This is a genomic window from Hydrogenovibrio thermophilus (genome assembly GCF_004028275.1).
In the GTDB taxonomy this organism is placed as follows: domain Bacteria; phylum Pseudomonadota; class Gammaproteobacteria; order Thiomicrospirales; family Thiomicrospiraceae; genus Hydrogenovibrio; species Hydrogenovibrio thermophilus.
In genome coordinates this window covers 908,833-925,439 of the sequence record NZ_CP035033.1, presented here as the reverse complement: position 1 = coordinate 925,439, position 16,607 = coordinate 908,833, and the positions used below count along the sequence as shown (strand labels likewise).

Genomic DNA, 16,607 nt, shown 5'->3' with positions numbered 1-16,607 from the left:
AAGTTCTCAAAACACCACCTGCGGAAATCACACCCTAAAGGGTATAAGGCCTGGCGGTTTTCAAGAAAGTTACGATTCGTTAAAGATTAATCCTGCGGTTTGGGCGCCAACACATCGCGGTTACCGTTGGCTTTCATCGGCGACACCACGCCGGCGGATTCCATCGCCTCGACAATACGTGCCGCACGGTTATAACCGATTTTAAACTGACGCTGCACCAAGGACACCGACACCCGCTGGTTTTCCAATACAAACGCCACCACTTGGTCGTAAAGTAAATCTTGTTCGGCATCTTCCGCCAAACTGTCATTCTTTTCACCCGAATTGGCCTGAGTCACGCTTTCCAAGTATTGCGGCTCGCCTTGCGATTTGACGAACTCCGCCACCTTATGGACTTCTTCATCCGTCATAAACGCGCCGTGCACCCGTTTCGGGCTGCCGGTGCCCGGCGGCATGAACAGCATATCCCCCATGCCCAGCAACTGCTCGGCGCCGCCTTGATCCAGAATGGTACGCGAGTCGATTTTGGTGTTGACCATAAAGGAAATCCGCGTCGGGATGTTGGCTTTGATCAAACCGGTGATGACGTTGACCGACGGCCGTTGTGTTGCCAAAATCAAGTGAATCCCGGCGGCACGCGCTTTCTGGGCGATACGGGCAATCAACTGCTCGACTTCCTTACCGACCACCATAATCATATCGGCGAACTCGTCCACCACCACAACAATGTAGGGCAAGGGTTCCAAGGTCGGTGGCGGCTCACTCATTTCGTGTCCAAAGTTGGCCGGTTGCTGATACAGCGGGTCGATAATGGGTTCGCCCTTTTCAATTGCGCCTTTGACTTTGGCATTGTACCCGGCGATATTGCGCACCCCGAGCTTCGCCATCAATTGATAACGGCGGTCCATTTCATACACACTCCAACGCAAGGCATTAGCCGCTTCGGACATATCCGTGACCACCGGCGTCAACAAATGCGGAATGTCTTCGTACACCGACAATTCCAACATTTTCGGATCGACCATAATCAAGCGCACTTCTTCCGGCGTGCTCTTATACAACATACTCAAAATCATGCTGTTCACACCGACCGATTTACCGGAACCGGTGGTTCCCGCCACCAGCAAGTGCGGCATTTTGGAGATATCCGCCACCACGGCCTTGCCGGCAATGTCTTTGCCCAGCGCCACGGTCAGCGGCGATTTGGAATTTTGGAATTCATCGGATGAAATCACTTCGCGGAAGCTTACGACCTCTCGTTCATCGTTTGGAATTTCGATTCCCACCACGGATTTACCCGGAATGATGTCGACTACACGCACAGACTTGACCGACAAGACCCGCGCCAAATCCTTGGCGAGATTATTGATTTGGCTGACCTTGACCCCGGCCGCCGGCAAGACTTCAAAGCGCGTGACCACCGGCCCCGGCTGTACCGCTTCGACTTTCACCTTGACGCCGAACTCTTCCAGACGTTTTTCCAATAACAACGACAAGGTGGTCAGCTCGTCTTCGGAAAACCCTTCATCATATTCCGGTACCGGATTCAACAGTTCCACACTCGGCAACTCGCCGGAACGCACCGCCGGCACCGTACTGTTGGAAATGGCTTTCTTGCCGACTTTGACCGACGACGATTCTTCCGAAGACGACGACTCGTCCAACTTATCCATATCAATCGTGGGTTCGACACGCGGCGTTTCAGCACCGTCGCCTTTGCTTTCCAGCATCTGTTTGCTTTTCGACTTGACCTTTTCCGCCAGGGCCTCGACCACTTTGGACTTTTTCTTGACCGGTTCCAGCGCGGTTTTGTCAGCATTTTTGCCCGCTTGGTTCGGCGGTGTCAAAATCGCCGGTGCACGGGTTTCCGTTGAATCCGCTACCAAGGCATCATCCTGCCTGGTCTGGCGTTTTTCCTGATAGTCGGAACGCAGAGCATCCATTTCGTGTTTCAGTTTATCCAACAGCTTCCAGACCATCACCCCGGTGTAATCGATAATGGTGATCCAGGAAAAGCTGGTCAACATGCTGAAGGCAATCGCAAACATCACCAACAGCACCAGGGTCGCCCCCAATAAATCGATACCGCCCACCAAAAAGGCGCTGAACTCATAACCGAGCACACCGCCGCCGGAATACGGCAGTTGAATCACGGCATTCTGCGGTTCAAGATACAAGGCCGACAACCCGGCGCCGGACACAATCAACAGCGCCAGCCCCAACATACTCAGGGCGAAATGCACGTAATCCATTTCCGAGCCGGCACGGATTTTCAGGGTCACCATACCGGCGAACAGCAATCCAAACGGAATCAGAAAACCGAAAATGCCGAACAAATACAAGATAAGCGAGGAAATCCAAGCCCCGGTGCGGCCACCGTAGTTTTCCGCCATTTGACCTTCATTGACGGTATCGAAGCCCGGGTCGCTCGGATGATAGCTGAACAAGACGATAAACAGGAAAAACGCCAAACCGATGCAGGCCAGCAAAATCGCGTCTTTCACGACCCAGTGCACACGGCGGCCGGAAACGTCGGCGTCTTGCACGTCGTCCACCAGGTCCGCTGATTTCGGTTGTTTAAATCCCATCGATTACTGTTTCATCCTATTCAAAGGTTATCGGATTCTTTTATCGAATTTAAAGAAATTTCTATCAAAATACAATTCGCCGCAAACACAGTCATACTCACTCAATGCTGCCGTTTTTTCCGCAAATATAATTATGCAAAGCCAGTTGAAAAGCTGCTAGAATTCTAGCATATTTCAGAAGCCGTCGTTAATTCTATTCCGCTCTCGACACGGCCTCGTCAGGCCTGGCGAATTCGGTGTCTTTAACGACAAACGAAACCTTCTGCCTGATTCAAGCACCCGTCCGGCGGAGCGATGTATCGCCCACTTCGGACAGAGACAAATAAGAAAGGAAAGGATGTTATGTCAAAGCATTGCAAACTATTGATTCTCGGCTCCGGCCCAGCCGGTTACACCGCCGCCGTTTATGCCGCCCGCGCAAACCTGGAACCGGTCATGGTGACCGGGATGCAGCAAGGCGGTCAATTGACCACCACCACGGAAGTGGACAACTGGCCAGGAGACGTGGAAGGATTGACCGGCCCGGACTTGATGGTGCGCATGCAAAAACACGCCGAGCGTTTCGGCACCGAAATTATTTTCGACCACATCCACACCGCTGAATTACAGCAACGCCCATTCAAGCTAATTGGTGACAGCGGCGAGTACACCTGCGATGCGCTGATTATCGCGACCGGCGCTTCCGCCAAATACTTGGGACTGGAATCCGAAGAAGCCTTTAAAGGCAAAGGCGTTTCCGCTTGCGCAACTTGTGATGGTTTCTTTTACCGCAACCAAAAAGTCGCCGTCATCGGCGGCGGCAACACCGCCGTGGAAGAAGCCTTGTATCTGTCCAACATCGCCGCGGAAGTCACCATTGTGCACCGTCGCGACAGCTTCAGTTCGGAAAAAATTCTGGCCGACCAACTGAAAGAAAAAGCCGAAAACGGCAACATCAAGATTGAATACAACAGTACGTTGGAAGAAGTGCTGGGCGACAACATGGGCGTGACCGGATTGCGTTTGAAAAACACCCAAAGCGGCGACACCAAAGAAATCGACGTAGCAGGTGTCTTCATCGCCATCGGCCACACCCCGAACACCGGCATTTTCGACGGCCAACTGGACATGGACCACGGCTACCTGAAAGTACAGAGCGGCTTGCAAGGCAACGCCACTCAAACCTCCATCCCGGGCATTTTCGCCGCCGGCGACGTCATGGACCAGGTTTACAAACAAGCCATCACCTCCGCTGGTGCGGGCTGTATGGCCGCTCTGGATGCCGAGAAATACCTGGATCATCTGGAATCTCAAAGCTAATCCAATCGAATAACAAAACCGACCAGGCCTGGTCGGTTTTGGCATTCGAACCCTTCCAATCATTATTCGAGACGTTTATGAAAAAACAATTACTCACCACAGTTCTGCTTGCGACGCTGTCCAGCACCGGTCTCACCGCGCTGGCCGACGACACCAAGTTGAACTCCGTTGACAAAAAAGCCAGCTACGCCCTCGGCTCCGACCTGGCCAAGAACTTCCAGCAACAAGGCGTTGAAATCGACATTCCGGCACTGGTTCTGGGCATGCAGGACGTGATGGAAAACAAATCCTTACGCTTGACCGACGCTGAAATGCAGCAAGCGGTCAATGAAGTGAAAAAACAGGTCATGCAAAAGCAGGCCGAAGCCCGTAAAAAACTCGCGGAAGACAACGCCCAGAAAGGCGAGGCTTTTTTGGCGAAAAACAAAAAACGTGACGATGTGAAAGTCACCAAAAGCGGTTTGCAGTACCGCATTATCGAGCCGGGCAAAGGTGCAACGCCAAAAGAAGACGATGTCTTGACCGCCAACTACAAAGGCACCTTGATTGACGGTACCGAATTCGACAGTTCTTACAGCCGCGGCACGCCGATTGAATTCCAGATGGGCGATGTCATCCCGGGCTGGGGTGAAGCTTTGAAAATGATGAAGCCGGGTGCAAAATGGGAAATTTTCGTGCCACCGTCACTGGGCTACGGTTCCAAAGGTGCGGGTGACATCATCGGACCGAATGAGACGCTGATTTTCACCATCGAACTGATTAAAGCCGAAAAACCAGCCTCCTAAAACGAAAAAAGCCCGAACACGATCCCTGTGTCCGGGCTGTATTATCGGTTATCTAATACAAAGGGAGGATTAGTTGAAGTTTCAACTATTCCCAGTGTACCAGTTACATTATTTTTTTCTAATATAAAGTTTGTCTATGTCGATAGATAAATTTTATCTTAAGCCTATAACCCCTCTACCAACGCCATCACATCGTAAGCCGGCTCTTCATAAGGGTGCAATTCTTTCAACGCTTTCAAAACCGTTTTAGCGCAGCTTTGTTCCATGACCATTTCCACCCGATACTCAGCCACGTTTTCCAGGGCTCCTTGCGTCCCCAAAAAAGGCTGACTGCCTGACAAAGGGCGAAACTGCCCTTCCCCTTTGACTTGCCAACAACACTGGTCATAATCCCCGATGCGTCCGGCCCCGGCTTCAAACACCGCCGCTTTGACCGTTTCCAAGTGTGTTTCCGGGACAAAAAAGCACAATTTATACATATTTCTCCTTAAACCGACTAAAATAATTGGGGTTTCAGAATCACCCAACTCAAGGTAGAGCAAGATGAAAAACATATTGATTACGTATTTTATAATACTGGCATTGGGATTCGCGTCGATGTTGACACATAATCATTATCTGGCGAACATTGCCGGGTTCATTTCCGCCGTCGGCTTCATGGTCATTTTCTTCAAGGATCGACCGGACCCAAGTACATTGAGTGAAGCGGAAATCAAACAAGCCGCCAAAATGCGCACCTATTGGTATATCGTTTTCGCCACCGGTTTGGTTTTCAGTTTGATTTTCGGCAGCTTCTGGAATAGCGAAATGGGCAATATGGCGTCTTAATGACAACTTTACCCGCTTAAAAGCGCCCATAAAAAAAGCACCTTTCGGTGCTTTTTTTTATGGCATCGATTTGACGCTTAGAACAAATCGATTTCACCCTCTTCCATTGACTCGGAAGAAACCCGTCGCATCCGCTTGGATTCAATCTCTTCACGTTCCTGGTGAATGGTGTTTCGGAAGGCTTCCAAACGTTGCTTATGCTCCGCCACCGATTGCACCGGATCGTTTTTACTCTCTTCAATGAAGTGGTTGATTTTGTGGGAAAAGCCACTCAAATTCTCCAAATGGTTGAGCACCTGCTCGACCAACTGACGGACAATGTCTTCGAACTGCAAAGAGCGCATGGCGTTCGACACACTGACTTCAATCTCGGAAATAATACCGGACACATCACCCAGCTTGTTGGAAATACCGCTGTTCATCGATTCGAGATCGGTGACCAACACTGTGACCTGATCCTGCGAAGAATTGGCTTCCTGCATGTCTTTTTCGGCGGTATCCATCACTCGACGACGGACTTGGTCAACGGTTTGTTTGGCTTTTTCCGCCTGCTTACGAATTTGCTCGTTCAACTGGTTGGAGTTCAAGGACAACTTACGGACTTCATCCGCCACCACCGCGAAACCGCGCCCGGCTTCCCCAGCACGTGCCGCTTCAATCGCCGCATTCAAGGCCAACAAATTCGTCTGATCGGCAATACCTTTCACATCTTCCAGCAGGGCGAAAATCGACTCGATCTGACTGACCATATCGTCGATTTTATCGACCGTTTCATTACTGCGCTGACTGGAGTTACGCAATAGAGTAATCAAAAACTCCAAGACATCTTTGATTTCGGCCGAAAATTTCTGAATACTCATGCCTTCACCACTGCCGCCCAGGTTATCCAGCAAAGACACCACCATTTTGTACTCTTCCTGAGTTTGGTTGTGCAGTCCCATAAAGCTTGAGTTCAGGGTTTCAATCGCTTCAGCCACCAATTCTTTGACCTGCAGCAATTCACCGCGGATCACTTCGACTTCCTGATCCACCACCGCATCGATATCATTCATGATGACCTGCAGTGAATCGTCAATCACCGTAGCATCAAAGTTAGCGGACTGGGAAGCTTCCATCGGCGCTGGCGCTTGAACAACCGCGGGGGTTGGAGCACCGCTTTCCCTGGCAACTTTTGCCACGGACAATGTCCAAATCAAGGAAACCAGAACAAGTGCAATGGCACCGATATGCGGAATGTCTATGAAGGTCAATACCACCCCTAACAGGGTTAAGAGCCAAGCCGGCCAGTATTGCTTAAAAGTATGCAACATGCGTTTTTCCTTAAATATTCCCGTAACGTTAACTCATGCAAAGCAGTTAATATGCCAGCACCAAGTGTTTTCTCGGCGGGAATGATAAATTCTTGATGGATAATTTTATATGAACAGAGGCAACGATTTTGGTTTCAGGCAAGTTTTCGATTTAAAAACAATAAGAAACGCCAGGCCTGGTCAATATTATTATTTTTTGACCAGTTCCAATATTTTTTCAGGCACCTTACCCAGCGGCAGCACATGATCCGCGGCGCCAAGTTTTACAGCTTCACCCGGCATCCCCCAAACAACACTGGTTTTTTCATCCTGTGCGATGGTCGGCACACCGATTTCCTGCAACTCCTTCATGCCTTTGGCACCGTCCGCGCCCATGCCGGTCAGCAACACACCCACGGCATTTTTGCCGACATTCTGCACCACGGTACGGAACATGACATCCACGGATGGCTTGTGACGATTGACCGGCGGACCGTCATTCAAGCGGCAAATATAGCCGCCCCCGGCTTTTTCCACCAATAAATGTTTATCGCCCGGCGCGATATACACATGACCCGGCAAAATCGGTTGACGGTCTTCGGCTTGCACCACCGTCATTTCGGAAACCGTATCCATGCGCTGCGCGAACGGCAAACTGAATGTCGCCGGGATATGTTGTGTAATCACAATGGCCGGCGTGTTAGCCGGTAAACGCATCAATACTTCTTTAATGGCTTCGGTGCCGCCAGTGGAGGCCCCCAGTGCAATAATCTTGTCGGAAATTCGAGATGTGGCCGACGGACTTTTCTTTTGAACGATGACATCCGCCGAATATTTTTCCGCCACGCTTTTCGATGGGGCCGGACGGACAGACGGCAATACAATCGGTTTTTCCTTCAGGTTGGAGGCATAACGCGCATAGTGACGCTCTAACTGCCATCTCGACACCTTGGCCGCGGTTTTGACCTTAGTACGGATTTCCACCGCATAATCTTCAAAGGTGTGCGCCAAATCGATTTTCGGCTTGGTCACGAAATCCACCGCCCCCAAATCCAAGGCCTCAAACGTAATGTCCGCGCCTTTTTCCGTCAGAGTGGACACCATCACCACAGGCAACGGGTGCAAACGCATCAAATTCTTCAGAAAGGTGACGCCATCCATTTTCGGCATCTCAACGTCCAAGGTCAGGACATCCGGGTGCAACTCCTTGACCTTTTCACGGGCATCGTAAGGATCGGAGGCCGTACCGACCACCTCAATCTCAGGGTCGGCGCCCAACATTTCCTGCAACATGGATCGGACCAATGCTGAATCATCGACGACGAGTACTTTTACCTTTGACATAGGGACACCTGGACTGGCTTAATGTTTCTTGATTCTCTAATTACCCATTATACCGCAATCGGCTCAGCGAATTTTCCGGTAAATGGTCTGACCGAGCAACTCAAAACGGTCGCACACTTTATATAAGGATTCGGAATGCCCGATGAATAGATGACCATTGTCCGGCAACAAGTTCGCATAACGGTCAAACAGACGCGCCTGGGTTTCCTTATCGAAATAAATCACCACATTACGACAGAAAATCACATCAATGGCATCTCGAATCGGCCATTCATTCATCAAGTTGATTTGACCGAAATCGATAATCTGTTGCAATTCGGGTTTCACGCGCACATAACCTTCCCGCGAACCCGAACCTTTGAGAAACCAGCGTTTTTTGCGTTCGTCCGACACCCCTTTCAAACGGTCCATTTTATACACGCCCGTTTGTCCGGTCTGAACCACGTTGGTGTCCAAATCGGTTGCGAGAACACGCGCATCCCAGCCCGGCGGCACCGCTTCTTTCAACACAATGGCAATGGAATAAGGTTCTTCACCGGTGGAACATCCCGCCGACCAGATGCGGATTTTTTTCGACCCTTTGTTCTTTTCCAGCAACATCGGAATGACTTGATTGGCGAGATACTCAAAATGATGATTTTCGCGAAAGAAAAAGGTCAGATTGGTGGTGATGGCATTGATCAGATGGACGAATTCCGCCTCACCCTGCTCTTCAACGTAATCCAGATATGCGGAGAAGGAGTTCATATCCAAAAAGCGGATACGCTTCGCCAAGCGATTGTAGACAAGATTTTTCTTGGAATCGTTCAAATCGATTCCGGCAAAATCATAAACGACTGTTTTGACTCTTAAAAAGTCTTTTTCAGTAAAGTCAAATTCCCTTTCACTCACGCCGTTGCCCTTATTTTTAAAATGGTCTTATTGTAAGAGTAATTATAGTTGCTTGATTCGCGGAATGCAGTTTATTATTTTACCTAATCGGCAATTTTCTATCACCGAACGGCTTCATGCCTCAGGAATGCTATGGCAATCGGCCCGACTTCAACATCCATTGGCGGCTCCCTAAACCTTGGACAAACCGCGGCTCAGGCCCTGAAACTGTCTGTAGGCCAAATGCTGTCCGTCACCGTCACCAAAGTGGAAGGCAATCAGGTCAATTTCAACCTCGCCGGGCGCAGCTTCACCGCTACCAGCCAGCAGAGCTTGCAAGCCGGCCAACAATTGGATGTCAAAGTCACTCAAACCAAACCGAACGTCATTCTGCAAATTCAACCACGTACGGCGCCCGGCACACCTCAACCCAATACCCAACAGACATTGCAAACTGCTTACCGACAACTACTGCCTAATCAGATGCCCATCAACCAAGGGTTGCAGCAACTCGTACAATTCAGCCAAACCGGGTTATTGCCCGCCAATATCCAGTCGCACATCACTTCCCTATTGGAGCAATTGTTCAAGCCTTCGACCCAAACCAGTGCAAAAGAGCTGAAAAACCAACTATTGTCGAGCGGTTTGTTTCTGGAAAACCAGTTAGGCAAAACCCAAAAACCACCAACCAGTGACCTTAAAGCTCGACTATTGCAACTGCTGCAAATGACACAACAGACGAAAGCTTCTGACACCGCAGAAATGCCGAAATTGGCCAAGCTGCTTTCTCAAACCTTGAACCGAATCACCCTGCAACAGATTCAAGCGATTGAAAACCCAAACTTGCTCAACATCCAACTCCCCCTACAGCCTAACCCCTACATCGACGAAATGGAAATCGACATTCGCCGCCAGGCCAAGGAAACACCGGATTTTTGGGAGGTCATCGTCAACTTGACCCTGTCATCCGGTGAACTCTCCAGCAAACTGATGTTTATGAACGACGAAATCTCTCTCAGCCTCTGGGCTGATAATACCAATCTGGAACAGCGTGTCCGGGCAGGCCTTCCGGAACTGCAAGCCAGCTTCCAACAAGCCGCCATCCCGCTGAAACAGGTATTCATCACCCAACAAAAACCGGAAAACCATCCTCAAGCACAAAAAGTCGCTTTAATTGACCTTCACGTCTGAAAACACATGAAATTGGCGAGTTCCTTGCTTAAACGCAGAGGGTAAATTTTTTATAATCACCTCGTGGTTTTTTATGTGAAAACCCTTTTTAAAAACTAGACCTTTCCAGACAAATAAGGTAAGTTAGCATTACAAAATATAAGCATATAGATTATTCGAGGATACGAGGCTAGAACCAAATGAGCGCTGACGTAGAAGCCATTCAAGATCAAATCGAAGAAAACGACGGAACGGACGATCAGATCCTCAGTTTTATTCTTGGCGGAGAAGAATACGGCGTTGACATTCTTCGTGTACAGGAAATCAAAGGCTGGGAAAGAACCACCACCATTCCGAATGCCCCCGACTATGTCATGGGCGTGATCAACCTGCGCGGCGCCGTCGTACCCGTGGTGGATTTACGCGTGCGTTTCGGGCTGTCCGACATCACTTACGATGAAAGCACCGTCGTCATCATTTTACGCGCCACCGACGAGCAGACCGCCACACAGAAAATCATCGGCATCGTGGTTGACGGCGTCTCGGATGTACACGGTATCGACCTGCATAACTTGCAGGGCGCACCGGAAATCAACGGCACTATTCATACCGAATACGTTAGAGGACTCGCCACCGTCGGCGAAAAGATGGTTATCGTCTTACATGTCGATGAATTGGTCTCTGCGGGCATCCTGTCGGAGATCAAAAAAAGCCTTCATATTGACGAATAATGTATAATTACAACCAGATTTTAAGTATTAAGAAAGTGAGAAGTAACAATGTCCAAAATCCTTGCGGTTGATGATTCCAAATCTATGCGTCAAATGGTCAGCATGTCTTTGAAATCAGCAGGTCATGACGTCGCCGAAGCCGAAGACGGTCAAATTGCGCTCGACATGGCCAAAAAAGAACAATATGACTTAATCGTAACCGACATCAACATGCCGAACATGAACGGCATCGAACTGATTCAAGCGGTTCGCGGCACACTTCCCAACTACAAATTCACACCGATTCTTTGCTTGACGACCGAATCGTCCGGTGACATGAAAACCAAGGGGAAAGAAGCTGGTGCCACCGGTTGGATTGTGAAACCTTTCAGCCCTGAAAAGTTACTTTCCGTTATCAACCGCGTTCTATAATAACGGCTTCGGCCAGAGGTGATCCGATGAGCGAATATCAAATCGAACTGCCAGACAGCTTGACCATTCACCACATTGAAGAAGTGTATGGAAACCTGAAAATCGCTTTTCAATCCGACGCGGAAACCTACAAAATCGCGGCCTCCGCTGTCGAGTCGATTGACACTTCCGGTCTACAGGCGCTGTTGGCTCTCGTGAAGAATGCCGTCCAGAACCAAAAAGAAATTCTCTGGGACTCGCCCAGCGAGCCTTTAACCTCCAGCGCATCAAAGCTGGGGTTAACGGAAAAACTCCGCCTCGCCTAATTTTAAAAGCCGCATTTCAGCGGCTTTTTTATTGCTCTGCAACCATCTTTCAGGATACCGGATGGAAAACCAAGATTCCCCTGTGACCCTTGACCAGAAAGTCGCCATCTCGTTGGAATACGATGGTCAGGCGGCGCCACGCGTCTCGGCAAAAGGTACCGGTTACCTGGCGGAGCAAATCATTGAGCTGGCCAAGGAGCACAACATTCCCATCAAGGAAGACCATGAGCTCGTCAGTCTGCTATCACAAGTGGAGCTGGATCAGGAAATACCGGAAATCCTTTATGAAGCCGTGGTGCAAGTGTTGATTTTCGCCTACCAATTGTCGGAAAAAGAGATTCCGGGGCAACCGAAGTCCTCTCAGGAGCCAGAGCGACACTCTTAAACGTTGAATATAAAAAACGCCCAGGCCTGGGCGTTTTCAGAAATGCAAATGGATGTTCGGAACCCGGCTTACGCCTGACCTGAAAACATGCTGTCGACATCAATCAAGATAATCACATCGCCATTGTAATGCGCAATGCCTTGCAGATACCGCGAAGCGCCTTCTTTGGTCGCGGACATCGGTTCGAATTTCTTCTCCGGGATGTCTTTGACTTCCATGACACAATCCACCATCATGCCGACGATATTATCCGTGTCCAGCTCAACGATAATAATACGAGACAGTTCATCGGCCGGTTTACTCATCAACCCATAGGTTGCACGCGTATCCACCACGGTGACGATGACCCCGCGCACATTGATGACGCCCAGTACATTATGCGCGGCACCTTCGACTTTACGAATGGAGCCGACGCGTAATACTTCACGAACCTTCTTGACATTGATGCCATACACTTCCGAATCCAGGTTGAACATCACACAGCGGATGCTCGGACCGGAATACTGTTCCTCTTCTTCGTCACCAATGACGCCGTCCAGCAATTGGTTTGTCGATGTCATACTTTGCTCCATCATGACACGTCTCCGTTATTAATATTGAAAGCGCTGAATCACGCCCGGTAAATCCAAAATCAAGGCGATGTTACCGTTACCGGTAATGGTCGCGCCGGCATAACCTTCCAGATGCTTCATCATCACGCCCAACGGCTTGATGACCACTTCTTCCTGACCGTTGACCTGATCGACCACCAGACCGGCACGTTGATTACCGATGGACACGATAATCACCTTGTCACCTTCATAGTTTTCCTTGATGCTTTCAGGGGCCAGCCATTCCGACAGGAACATCAACGGCACACTCTTATCCCGCAAGCGAACCATGACCTGTCCGTCAATTCGGTTTACCTGCGACGCATCGTAATCGAAAATTTCCTGTACGCTGGTCAATGGAATCGCATAACTGTCGTCATCAAACGAAACCATCAACGTCGGCAAAATGGCTAGGGTCAAGGGCACACGAATACTGATTTGCGTGCCTTCACCCAGTACGGAATGAATGTCGATACTGCCGTTCAGCTTGGTGATCATATTCTTGACCACATCCATGCCCACACCACGACCGGAAATATCACTGATCTGATCCGCCGTCGAAAAACCGGCCGACATAATCAATTCAAACGCGGATTTGTCATCCAACTGATTGGCGGTGACTTCATCCATCATGCCCTTTTCCACCGCTTTACGACGCAGAACTTCCGGGTCCATTCCCTTACCGTCATCGGTAATCGACAACAGAATATGATCCCCTTCCTGTTCCGCAGCCAGAATCACCGTTCCTTTGCGTGGCTTATTGGCCTGTTCACGCACATCCGGCATTTCAATCCCGTGGTCGACGGAATTACGCACCAAATGCACCAGCGGGTCGGCCAGCGCTTCCACCAGATTTTTATCCAAATCGGTTTCTTCGCCTTTCAGCTCCAGATCGATTTCCTTGCCGAGTTTTCTCGCCAGATCACGCACCACGCGAGGGAAACGGCCAAACACTTTCTTGACGGGTTGCATCCGGGTTTTCATCACCGAAGCCTGCAAATCGGTCGTGACGTGATCCAAATTGCCCACGGCATTGGACAGGTCTTCCTCAGAATCCTGGCTTGAGCGTAGCGTCAATAAACGGTTACGAACCAACACCAGCTCTCCGACCAGGTTCATGATTTCATCCAGGCGACGTGTGTCCACACGCACGGTGGATTCCGTATTGGCGGCAGCTTTGGCCGACCCTTTATCTCCGCCAGACTCGGCGGCTTTCGGTTGTGGCTTCGGTTTAGGCGCTTCGACCACCGGCTCGGGTTTCGGTTCCGGAGCAACCGGTGGTGTATTGCCTTCCGCCTCATGAAGATTGTCGATCAAATCGCGCTGATTCAACAGGGCTTCAAATTCTTCATCGGTGATGTCTCCATCCGGGTCGACCCCCTCTGGCAACTCCAATTTCGGTTCCGGAGCATCCGCGGTTTCCATTTCGCCGCCCATCAAAGCATCACGCTGATTCAACAAGGCCTCAAATTCGTCGTCGGAAATATCGCCATCCGGATCCACACCTTCCGGCAATTCCAATTTCATACCGGTTTCGGCTTCTGACGCCCCTGATACTTCGACCTCTGCAGCAGGTTCGGCCGCAGCTTGTCCTTTCCAAAGGGCATCCAGTTCTGCCAACAACCCGGTATCCGCCTCTTCCAATTCACGCGCACCGTCGTTGAGCTGCTGGATATAATCGCTGATGACATCGAAAGCGCGCATAATGATATCCGCCGCGCTGGAATCATACGACACGTCACCGTTTCGAATTTTATCGAAGACATTTTCCGCACGGTGACATACCTCAACCAAAGGCGTCACACCCAAAAAGCCTGCGCCCCCTTTAATGGTATGAAAGCCACGGAAAATCGCATTCAACAGGTCGGCATCAGACGGCGAATTTTCAAGCTCGACCAGCTGTTCATCCAGCTGCTCAACCAGCTCTGACGCTTCGACTAAAAAGTCCTGTAAAATATCTTCATCCACGATGTATTCCTCTTTGAGCCTGTGTGAATCCCAATGAAGTGCCAAATTTTCGCCACTTCATCCTTCTTGTTTTTCAATGGAAAAACTTAAGCAATCACTATGCCACCAAACTCGTCAAACCGGTTTCGCTTCTGCGTTAAATGCCTAAATCCCCCAACAAATCGTCCACTTCATCTTGCGATTGCGCCACGTTTTGTTGACTGTTTTTCGTCACATTCGGCCCAACACCTTTCATTTCTTCCGCTTTTCGCTGTTCATCGGTGGTCACATCCGGAATGCTGTCGAATTCGATGCCCGACTTTTCAATCAACTCCACCAGACTCTGCTCCAAACTCGTGACCAACATAATCACACGATTCAACACTTGCCCGGTCAAATCCTGAAACGATTGGGCCATCATAATTTCTGTCACTTGCGTCTGAGCCTGAGCAATCCATTCCTTCATCTCGTTATCCGAGGCTTTGGATTCCATGGTTTCCAATAAGGCAATGGTGTTTTCGGCCGCAGAGAGGGTTTTGTTACTGGCTTCCTCAGTGGCTTGAATTACATACTCCAAACGCTCGGTCGCATCCGGCAATCCATGCTTGGTGTGTTGCAAAATACGAGAGTCGGCTCCAAACGATTCCAGCGTATCATGTAAGTTCTGGGCAATTTCTTCGACCTGTTCCAACAAGTTCTCATCGCGGGCCGCGACAATGCCATCCAGTGTCTTCGAGGCCTGGTCGTATTGGCCACTTTCTAAAGCCTGTAGCAGCTCTCTGGCCTGCTCGACATTAATATTCTTCATCGTTCCTCCTTTTATTAAAAAAAAAGCCTCATTCACGGACAGATGAACAAGGCTTTTTAATCATTTCTTATTGTTGTATGCGCTCCTAACCACCTGCGGCCTTTTTGCGCTCTTCGACACGTTCGAATATTTTTTGAATCTTGCCATTCAAGGTCGCTGCGGTGAACGGCTTGACAATGTACCCGTCCACGCCGGCTTCTGCCGCTTCCAAAATCTGGCTGCGCTTCGCTTCGGCCGTAATCAGCAGAAAAGGCGTATCTTTCAATTTCGCATCGGCACGGACATGTCTCAGCAAATCAATCCCGGTCATTTCCGGCATATTCCAGTCACTGACGATGAAATCGTATTTGCCGCTCTGAATCATCGGCCAGGCGGTGGCGCCGTCATCGGCTTCATCGAAACGACTGAACCCGAGCTCCTTCAGCAGGTTCTTAACGATGCGTCTCATGGTAGAAAAGTCATCCACTACCAATATGTTCATATCTCTATCGATTTGCATTCTATTTCCTCAAACCTTTATTAAATCCAATCTTTTAAGCGTGATTTCAAGCGTTTAATCGCCTGGCTGTGAATTTGACTGACGCGCGATTCACTGACCTCCAGCACCTCGCCGATTTCTTTCAGGTTCAGCTCCTCATCGTAATACAGCGCCATCACGAGTTTTTCTTTTTCCGGCAATTCGTTGATTTGTTCCGCCAACGCGGATTGAAACCCGGATTCTGCCAATTCCGACACCGGCGTTTTCACACCGCTGACCATACGTTCTTCCGACAATTCGTCGTGATCCGGTTCATCGATCGACAACAGTTGCGCGGAGTTCGTATCCTGAAGGATATGGTAATACTCATCCAGAGTAATTCCCATTTCCTCGGCCACTTCCTCGTCGCGCGCTTCACGTCCTTTTTTCGACTCCACCACATTGATGGCATCCGAGACCTCACGCGACTTACGGTACACCGAACGCGGCGTCCAATCCCCTTTTCGAATCTCATCCAGCATGGCGCCGCGAATACGAATCCCGGCATAGGTTTCAAAGCTGGCCCCTTGCCCAGCATCGAACTTTTGCGACGCTTCGATCAAACCGATAATACCGGACTGAATCAGGTCGTCGACCATAACGCTGTCCGGCAACCGCCCCTTCAAGTGATAGGCGATTCGTTTCACCAACGGCAAAAACGCCTCTATGTCCATCATCCCGTTTGAGGTCTGTTTGTGAATGTTCGCGTAGGCCTGAGTGCCAGTCATGAAAATCGATTC

At 49.9% G+C, this 16,607-nt stretch carries 18 protein-coding genes; 8 read left to right on the top strand and 10 right to left on the bottom strand.

Annotation, left to right across the window (positions count from 1 at the left end; translation table 11 throughout):
• Window positions 1-86 precede the first annotated feature (86 nt).
• Window positions 87-2,588 carry a DNA translocase FtsK gene (locus tag EPV75_RS04290; protein ID WP_192894031.1) on the bottom strand — a complete coding sequence of 834 codons (2,502 nt, stop codon included), beginning with the start codon at window positions 2,586-2,588 and terminating at the stop codon, window positions 87-89.
• 342 nt (window positions 2,589-2,930) lie between these two features.
• On the opposite strand from EPV75_RS04290, the gene trxB reads away from it, so the two are divergent.
• Together trxB and EPV75_RS04280 are read left to right on the top strand one after the other, a co-directional pair.
• A complete protein-coding gene (gene trxB / locus EPV75_RS04285) occupies window positions 2,931-3,887 on the top strand; it encodes a thioredoxin-disulfide reductase (RefSeq protein ID WP_127119978.1) in 957 nt (318 codons plus the stop codon).
• A gap of 77 nt (window positions 3,888-3,964) precedes the next feature.
• Entirely contained in the window at window positions 3,965-4,672 is a 708-nt protein-coding gene (locus EPV75_RS04280; protein ID WP_128384570.1) for an FKBP-type peptidyl-prolyl cis-trans isomerase, read from the top strand.
• 164 nt (window positions 4,673-4,836) lie between these two features.
• On the opposite strand, the gene EPV75_RS04275 is transcribed toward EPV75_RS04280, so the two are convergent.
• Window positions 4,837-5,151 carry a Nif3-like dinuclear metal center hexameric protein gene (locus EPV75_RS04275; protein WP_128384569.1) on the bottom strand — a complete coding sequence of 105 codons (315 nt, stop codon included), beginning with the start codon at window positions 5,149-5,151 and terminating at the stop codon, window positions 4,837-4,839.
• 64 nt (window positions 5,152-5,215) lie between these two features.
• Between EPV75_RS04275 and EPV75_RS04270 the strand changes: the two genes are divergently transcribed.
• Window positions 5,216-5,500: a hypothetical protein gene (locus EPV75_RS04270; protein ID WP_029937592.1), complete on the top strand. Its 285-nt coding sequence runs from the start codon at window positions 5,216-5,218 to the stop codon at window positions 5,498-5,500.
• 77 nt (window positions 5,501-5,577) lie between these two features.
• Here EPV75_RS04270 and EPV75_RS04265 read toward each other — a convergent pair whose 3' ends face one another.
• The 3 genes from EPV75_RS04265 to EPV75_RS04255 all read right to left on the bottom strand — a co-directional run bounded on the left by EPV75_RS04265 (window position 5,578) and on the right by EPV75_RS04255 (window position 9,024).
• A complete protein-coding gene (locus EPV75_RS04265) occupies window positions 5,578-6,810 on the bottom strand; it encodes a methyl-accepting chemotaxis protein (protein WP_029937591.1) in 1,233 nt (410 codons plus the stop codon).
• A 189-nt stretch (window positions 6,811-6,999) separates the two neighbouring features.
• Window positions 7,000-8,133, bottom strand: a complete 1,134-nt coding sequence (locus EPV75_RS04260; RefSeq protein WP_029937590.1) for a protein-glutamate methylesterase/protein-glutamine glutaminase — start codon at window positions 8,131-8,133, stop codon at window positions 7,000-7,002.
• Between the two features lie 63 nt (window positions 8,134-8,196).
• Window positions 8,197-9,024, bottom strand: coding sequence for a CheR family methyltransferase (locus EPV75_RS04255; protein WP_029937589.1), 828 nt, complete (start codon window positions 9,022-9,024; stop codon window positions 8,197-8,199).
• A 132-nt stretch (window positions 9,025-9,156) separates the two neighbouring features.
• Here EPV75_RS04255 and EPV75_RS04250 point away from each other — a divergent pair, with 132 nt between their 5' ends.
• The 5 genes from EPV75_RS04250 (at window position 9,157) to EPV75_RS04230 (ending at window position 12,005) form a co-directional block, all read left to right on the top strand.
• Window positions 9,157-10,194 carry a flagellar hook-length control protein FliK gene (locus EPV75_RS04250; RefSeq protein WP_128384568.1) on the top strand — a complete coding sequence of 346 codons (1,038 nt, stop codon included), beginning with the start codon at window positions 9,157-9,159 and terminating at the stop codon, window positions 10,192-10,194.
• A gap of 179 nt (window positions 10,195-10,373) precedes the next feature.
• The gene (locus EPV75_RS04245) at window positions 10,374-10,904 is read left to right on the top strand and encodes a chemotaxis protein CheW (protein WP_127119983.1); all 531 of its coding nucleotides are present in this window, start codon (window positions 10,374-10,376) and stop codon (window positions 10,902-10,904) included.
• A gap of 48 nt (window positions 10,905-10,952) precedes the next feature.
• A complete protein-coding gene (locus EPV75_RS04240) occupies window positions 10,953-11,315 on the top strand; it encodes a response regulator (protein ID WP_029937586.1) in 363 nt (120 codons plus the stop codon).
• 26 nt (window positions 11,316-11,341) lie between these two features.
• Window positions 11,342-11,620 carry an STAS domain-containing protein gene (locus EPV75_RS04235; protein WP_128384567.1) on the top strand — a complete coding sequence of 93 codons (279 nt, stop codon included), beginning with the start codon at window positions 11,342-11,344 and terminating at the stop codon, window positions 11,618-11,620.
• A gap of 61 nt (window positions 11,621-11,681) precedes the next feature.
• Window positions 11,682-12,005 (top strand): EscU/YscU/HrcU family type III secretion system export apparatus switch protein, encoded by a 324-nt coding sequence (locus tag EPV75_RS04230; RefSeq protein ID WP_128384566.1) that lies wholly within the window; start codon window positions 11,682-11,684, stop codon window positions 12,003-12,005.
• 68 nt (window positions 12,006-12,073) lie between these two features.
• On the opposite strand, the gene EPV75_RS04225 is transcribed toward EPV75_RS04230, so the two are convergent.
• The 5 genes from EPV75_RS04225 to EPV75_RS04205 form a co-directional block, all read right to left on the bottom strand.
• Window positions 12,074-12,565, bottom strand: a complete 492-nt coding sequence (locus tag EPV75_RS04225; protein ID WP_029937583.1) for a chemotaxis protein CheW — start codon at window positions 12,563-12,565, stop codon at window positions 12,074-12,076.
• A gap of 30 nt (window positions 12,566-12,595) precedes the next feature.
• Complete coding sequence (locus tag EPV75_RS04220; protein ID WP_128384565.1) at window positions 12,596-14,563, bottom strand: chemotaxis protein CheA; 1,968 nt, start codon at window positions 14,561-14,563, stop codon at window positions 12,596-12,598.
• Between the two features lie 136 nt (window positions 14,564-14,699).
• A complete protein-coding gene (locus tag EPV75_RS04215) occupies window positions 14,700-15,350 on the bottom strand; it encodes a protein phosphatase CheZ (protein WP_128384564.1) in 651 nt (216 codons plus the stop codon).
• Between the two features lie 85 nt (window positions 15,351-15,435).
• Window positions 15,436-15,849, bottom strand: a complete 414-nt coding sequence (locus EPV75_RS04210) for a chemotaxis response regulator CheY (protein WP_185748090.1) — start codon at window positions 15,847-15,849, stop codon at window positions 15,436-15,438.
• Window positions 15,850-15,869: 20 nt separating this feature from the next.
• Window positions 15,870-16,595, bottom strand: coding sequence for an RNA polymerase sigma factor FliA (locus EPV75_RS04205; protein WP_029937579.1), 726 nt, complete (start codon window positions 16,593-16,595; stop codon window positions 15,870-15,872).
• Between the last annotated feature and the right edge of the window lie 12 nt (window positions 16,596-16,607).

Bases quoted from the DNA above. Each gene is read 5' to 3' on its own strand.
- EPV75_RS04280 (WP_128384570.1), top strand. From the start codon at position 3,965: ATGAAAAAACAATTACTCACCACAGTTCTGCTTGCGACGCTGTCCAGC.
- EPV75_RS04250 (WP_128384568.1), top strand. From the start codon at position 9,157: ATGGCAATCGGCCCGACTTCAACATCCATTGGCGGCTCCCTAAACCTT.
- EPV75_RS04225 (WP_029937583.1), bottom strand. From the start codon at position 12,565: ATGACATCGACAAACCAATTGCTGGACGGCGTCATTGGTGACGAAGAA.
- EPV75_RS04275 (WP_128384569.1), bottom strand. From the start codon at position 5,151: ATGTATAAATTGTGCTTTTTTGTCCCGGAAACACACTTGGAAACGGTC.
- EPV75_RS04210 (WP_185748090.1), bottom strand. From the start codon at position 15,849: ATGCAAATCGATAGAGATATGAACATATTGGTAGTGGATGACTTTTCT.
- trxB (WP_127119978.1), top strand. From the start codon at position 2,931: ATGTCAAAGCATTGCAAACTATTGATTCTCGGCTCCGGCCCAGCCGGT.
- EPV75_RS04235 (WP_128384567.1), top strand. From the start codon at position 11,342: ATGAGCGAATATCAAATCGAACTGCCAGACAGCTTGACCATTCACCAC.
- EPV75_RS04260 (WP_029937590.1), bottom strand. From the start codon at position 8,133: ATGTCAAAGGTAAAAGTACTCGTCGTCGATGATTCAGCATTGGTCCGA.
- EPV75_RS04270 (WP_029937592.1), top strand. From the start codon at position 5,216: ATGAAAAACATATTGATTACGTATTTTATAATACTGGCATTGGGATTC.
- EPV75_RS04245 (WP_127119983.1), top strand. From the start codon at position 10,374: ATGAGCGCTGACGTAGAAGCCATTCAAGATCAAATCGAAGAAAACGAC.
- EPV75_RS04240 (WP_029937586.1), top strand. From the start codon at position 10,953: ATGTCCAAAATCCTTGCGGTTGATGATTCCAAATCTATGCGTCAAATG.
- EPV75_RS04290 (WP_192894031.1), bottom strand. From the start codon at position 2,588: ATGGGATTTAAACAACCGAAATCAGCGGACCTGGTGGACGACGTGCAA.
- EPV75_RS04215 (WP_128384564.1), bottom strand. From the start codon at position 15,350: ATGAAGAATATTAATGTCGAGCAGGCCAGAGAGCTGCTACAGGCTTTA.
- EPV75_RS04265 (WP_029937591.1), bottom strand. From the start codon at position 6,810: ATGTTGCATACTTTTAAGCAATACTGGCCGGCTTGGCTCTTAACCCTG.
- EPV75_RS04205 (WP_029937579.1), bottom strand. From the start codon at position 16,595: ATGACTGGCACTCAGGCCTACGCGAACATTCACAAACAGACCTCAAAC.
- EPV75_RS04230 (WP_128384566.1), top strand. From the start codon at position 11,682: ATGGAAAACCAAGATTCCCCTGTGACCCTTGACCAGAAAGTCGCCATC.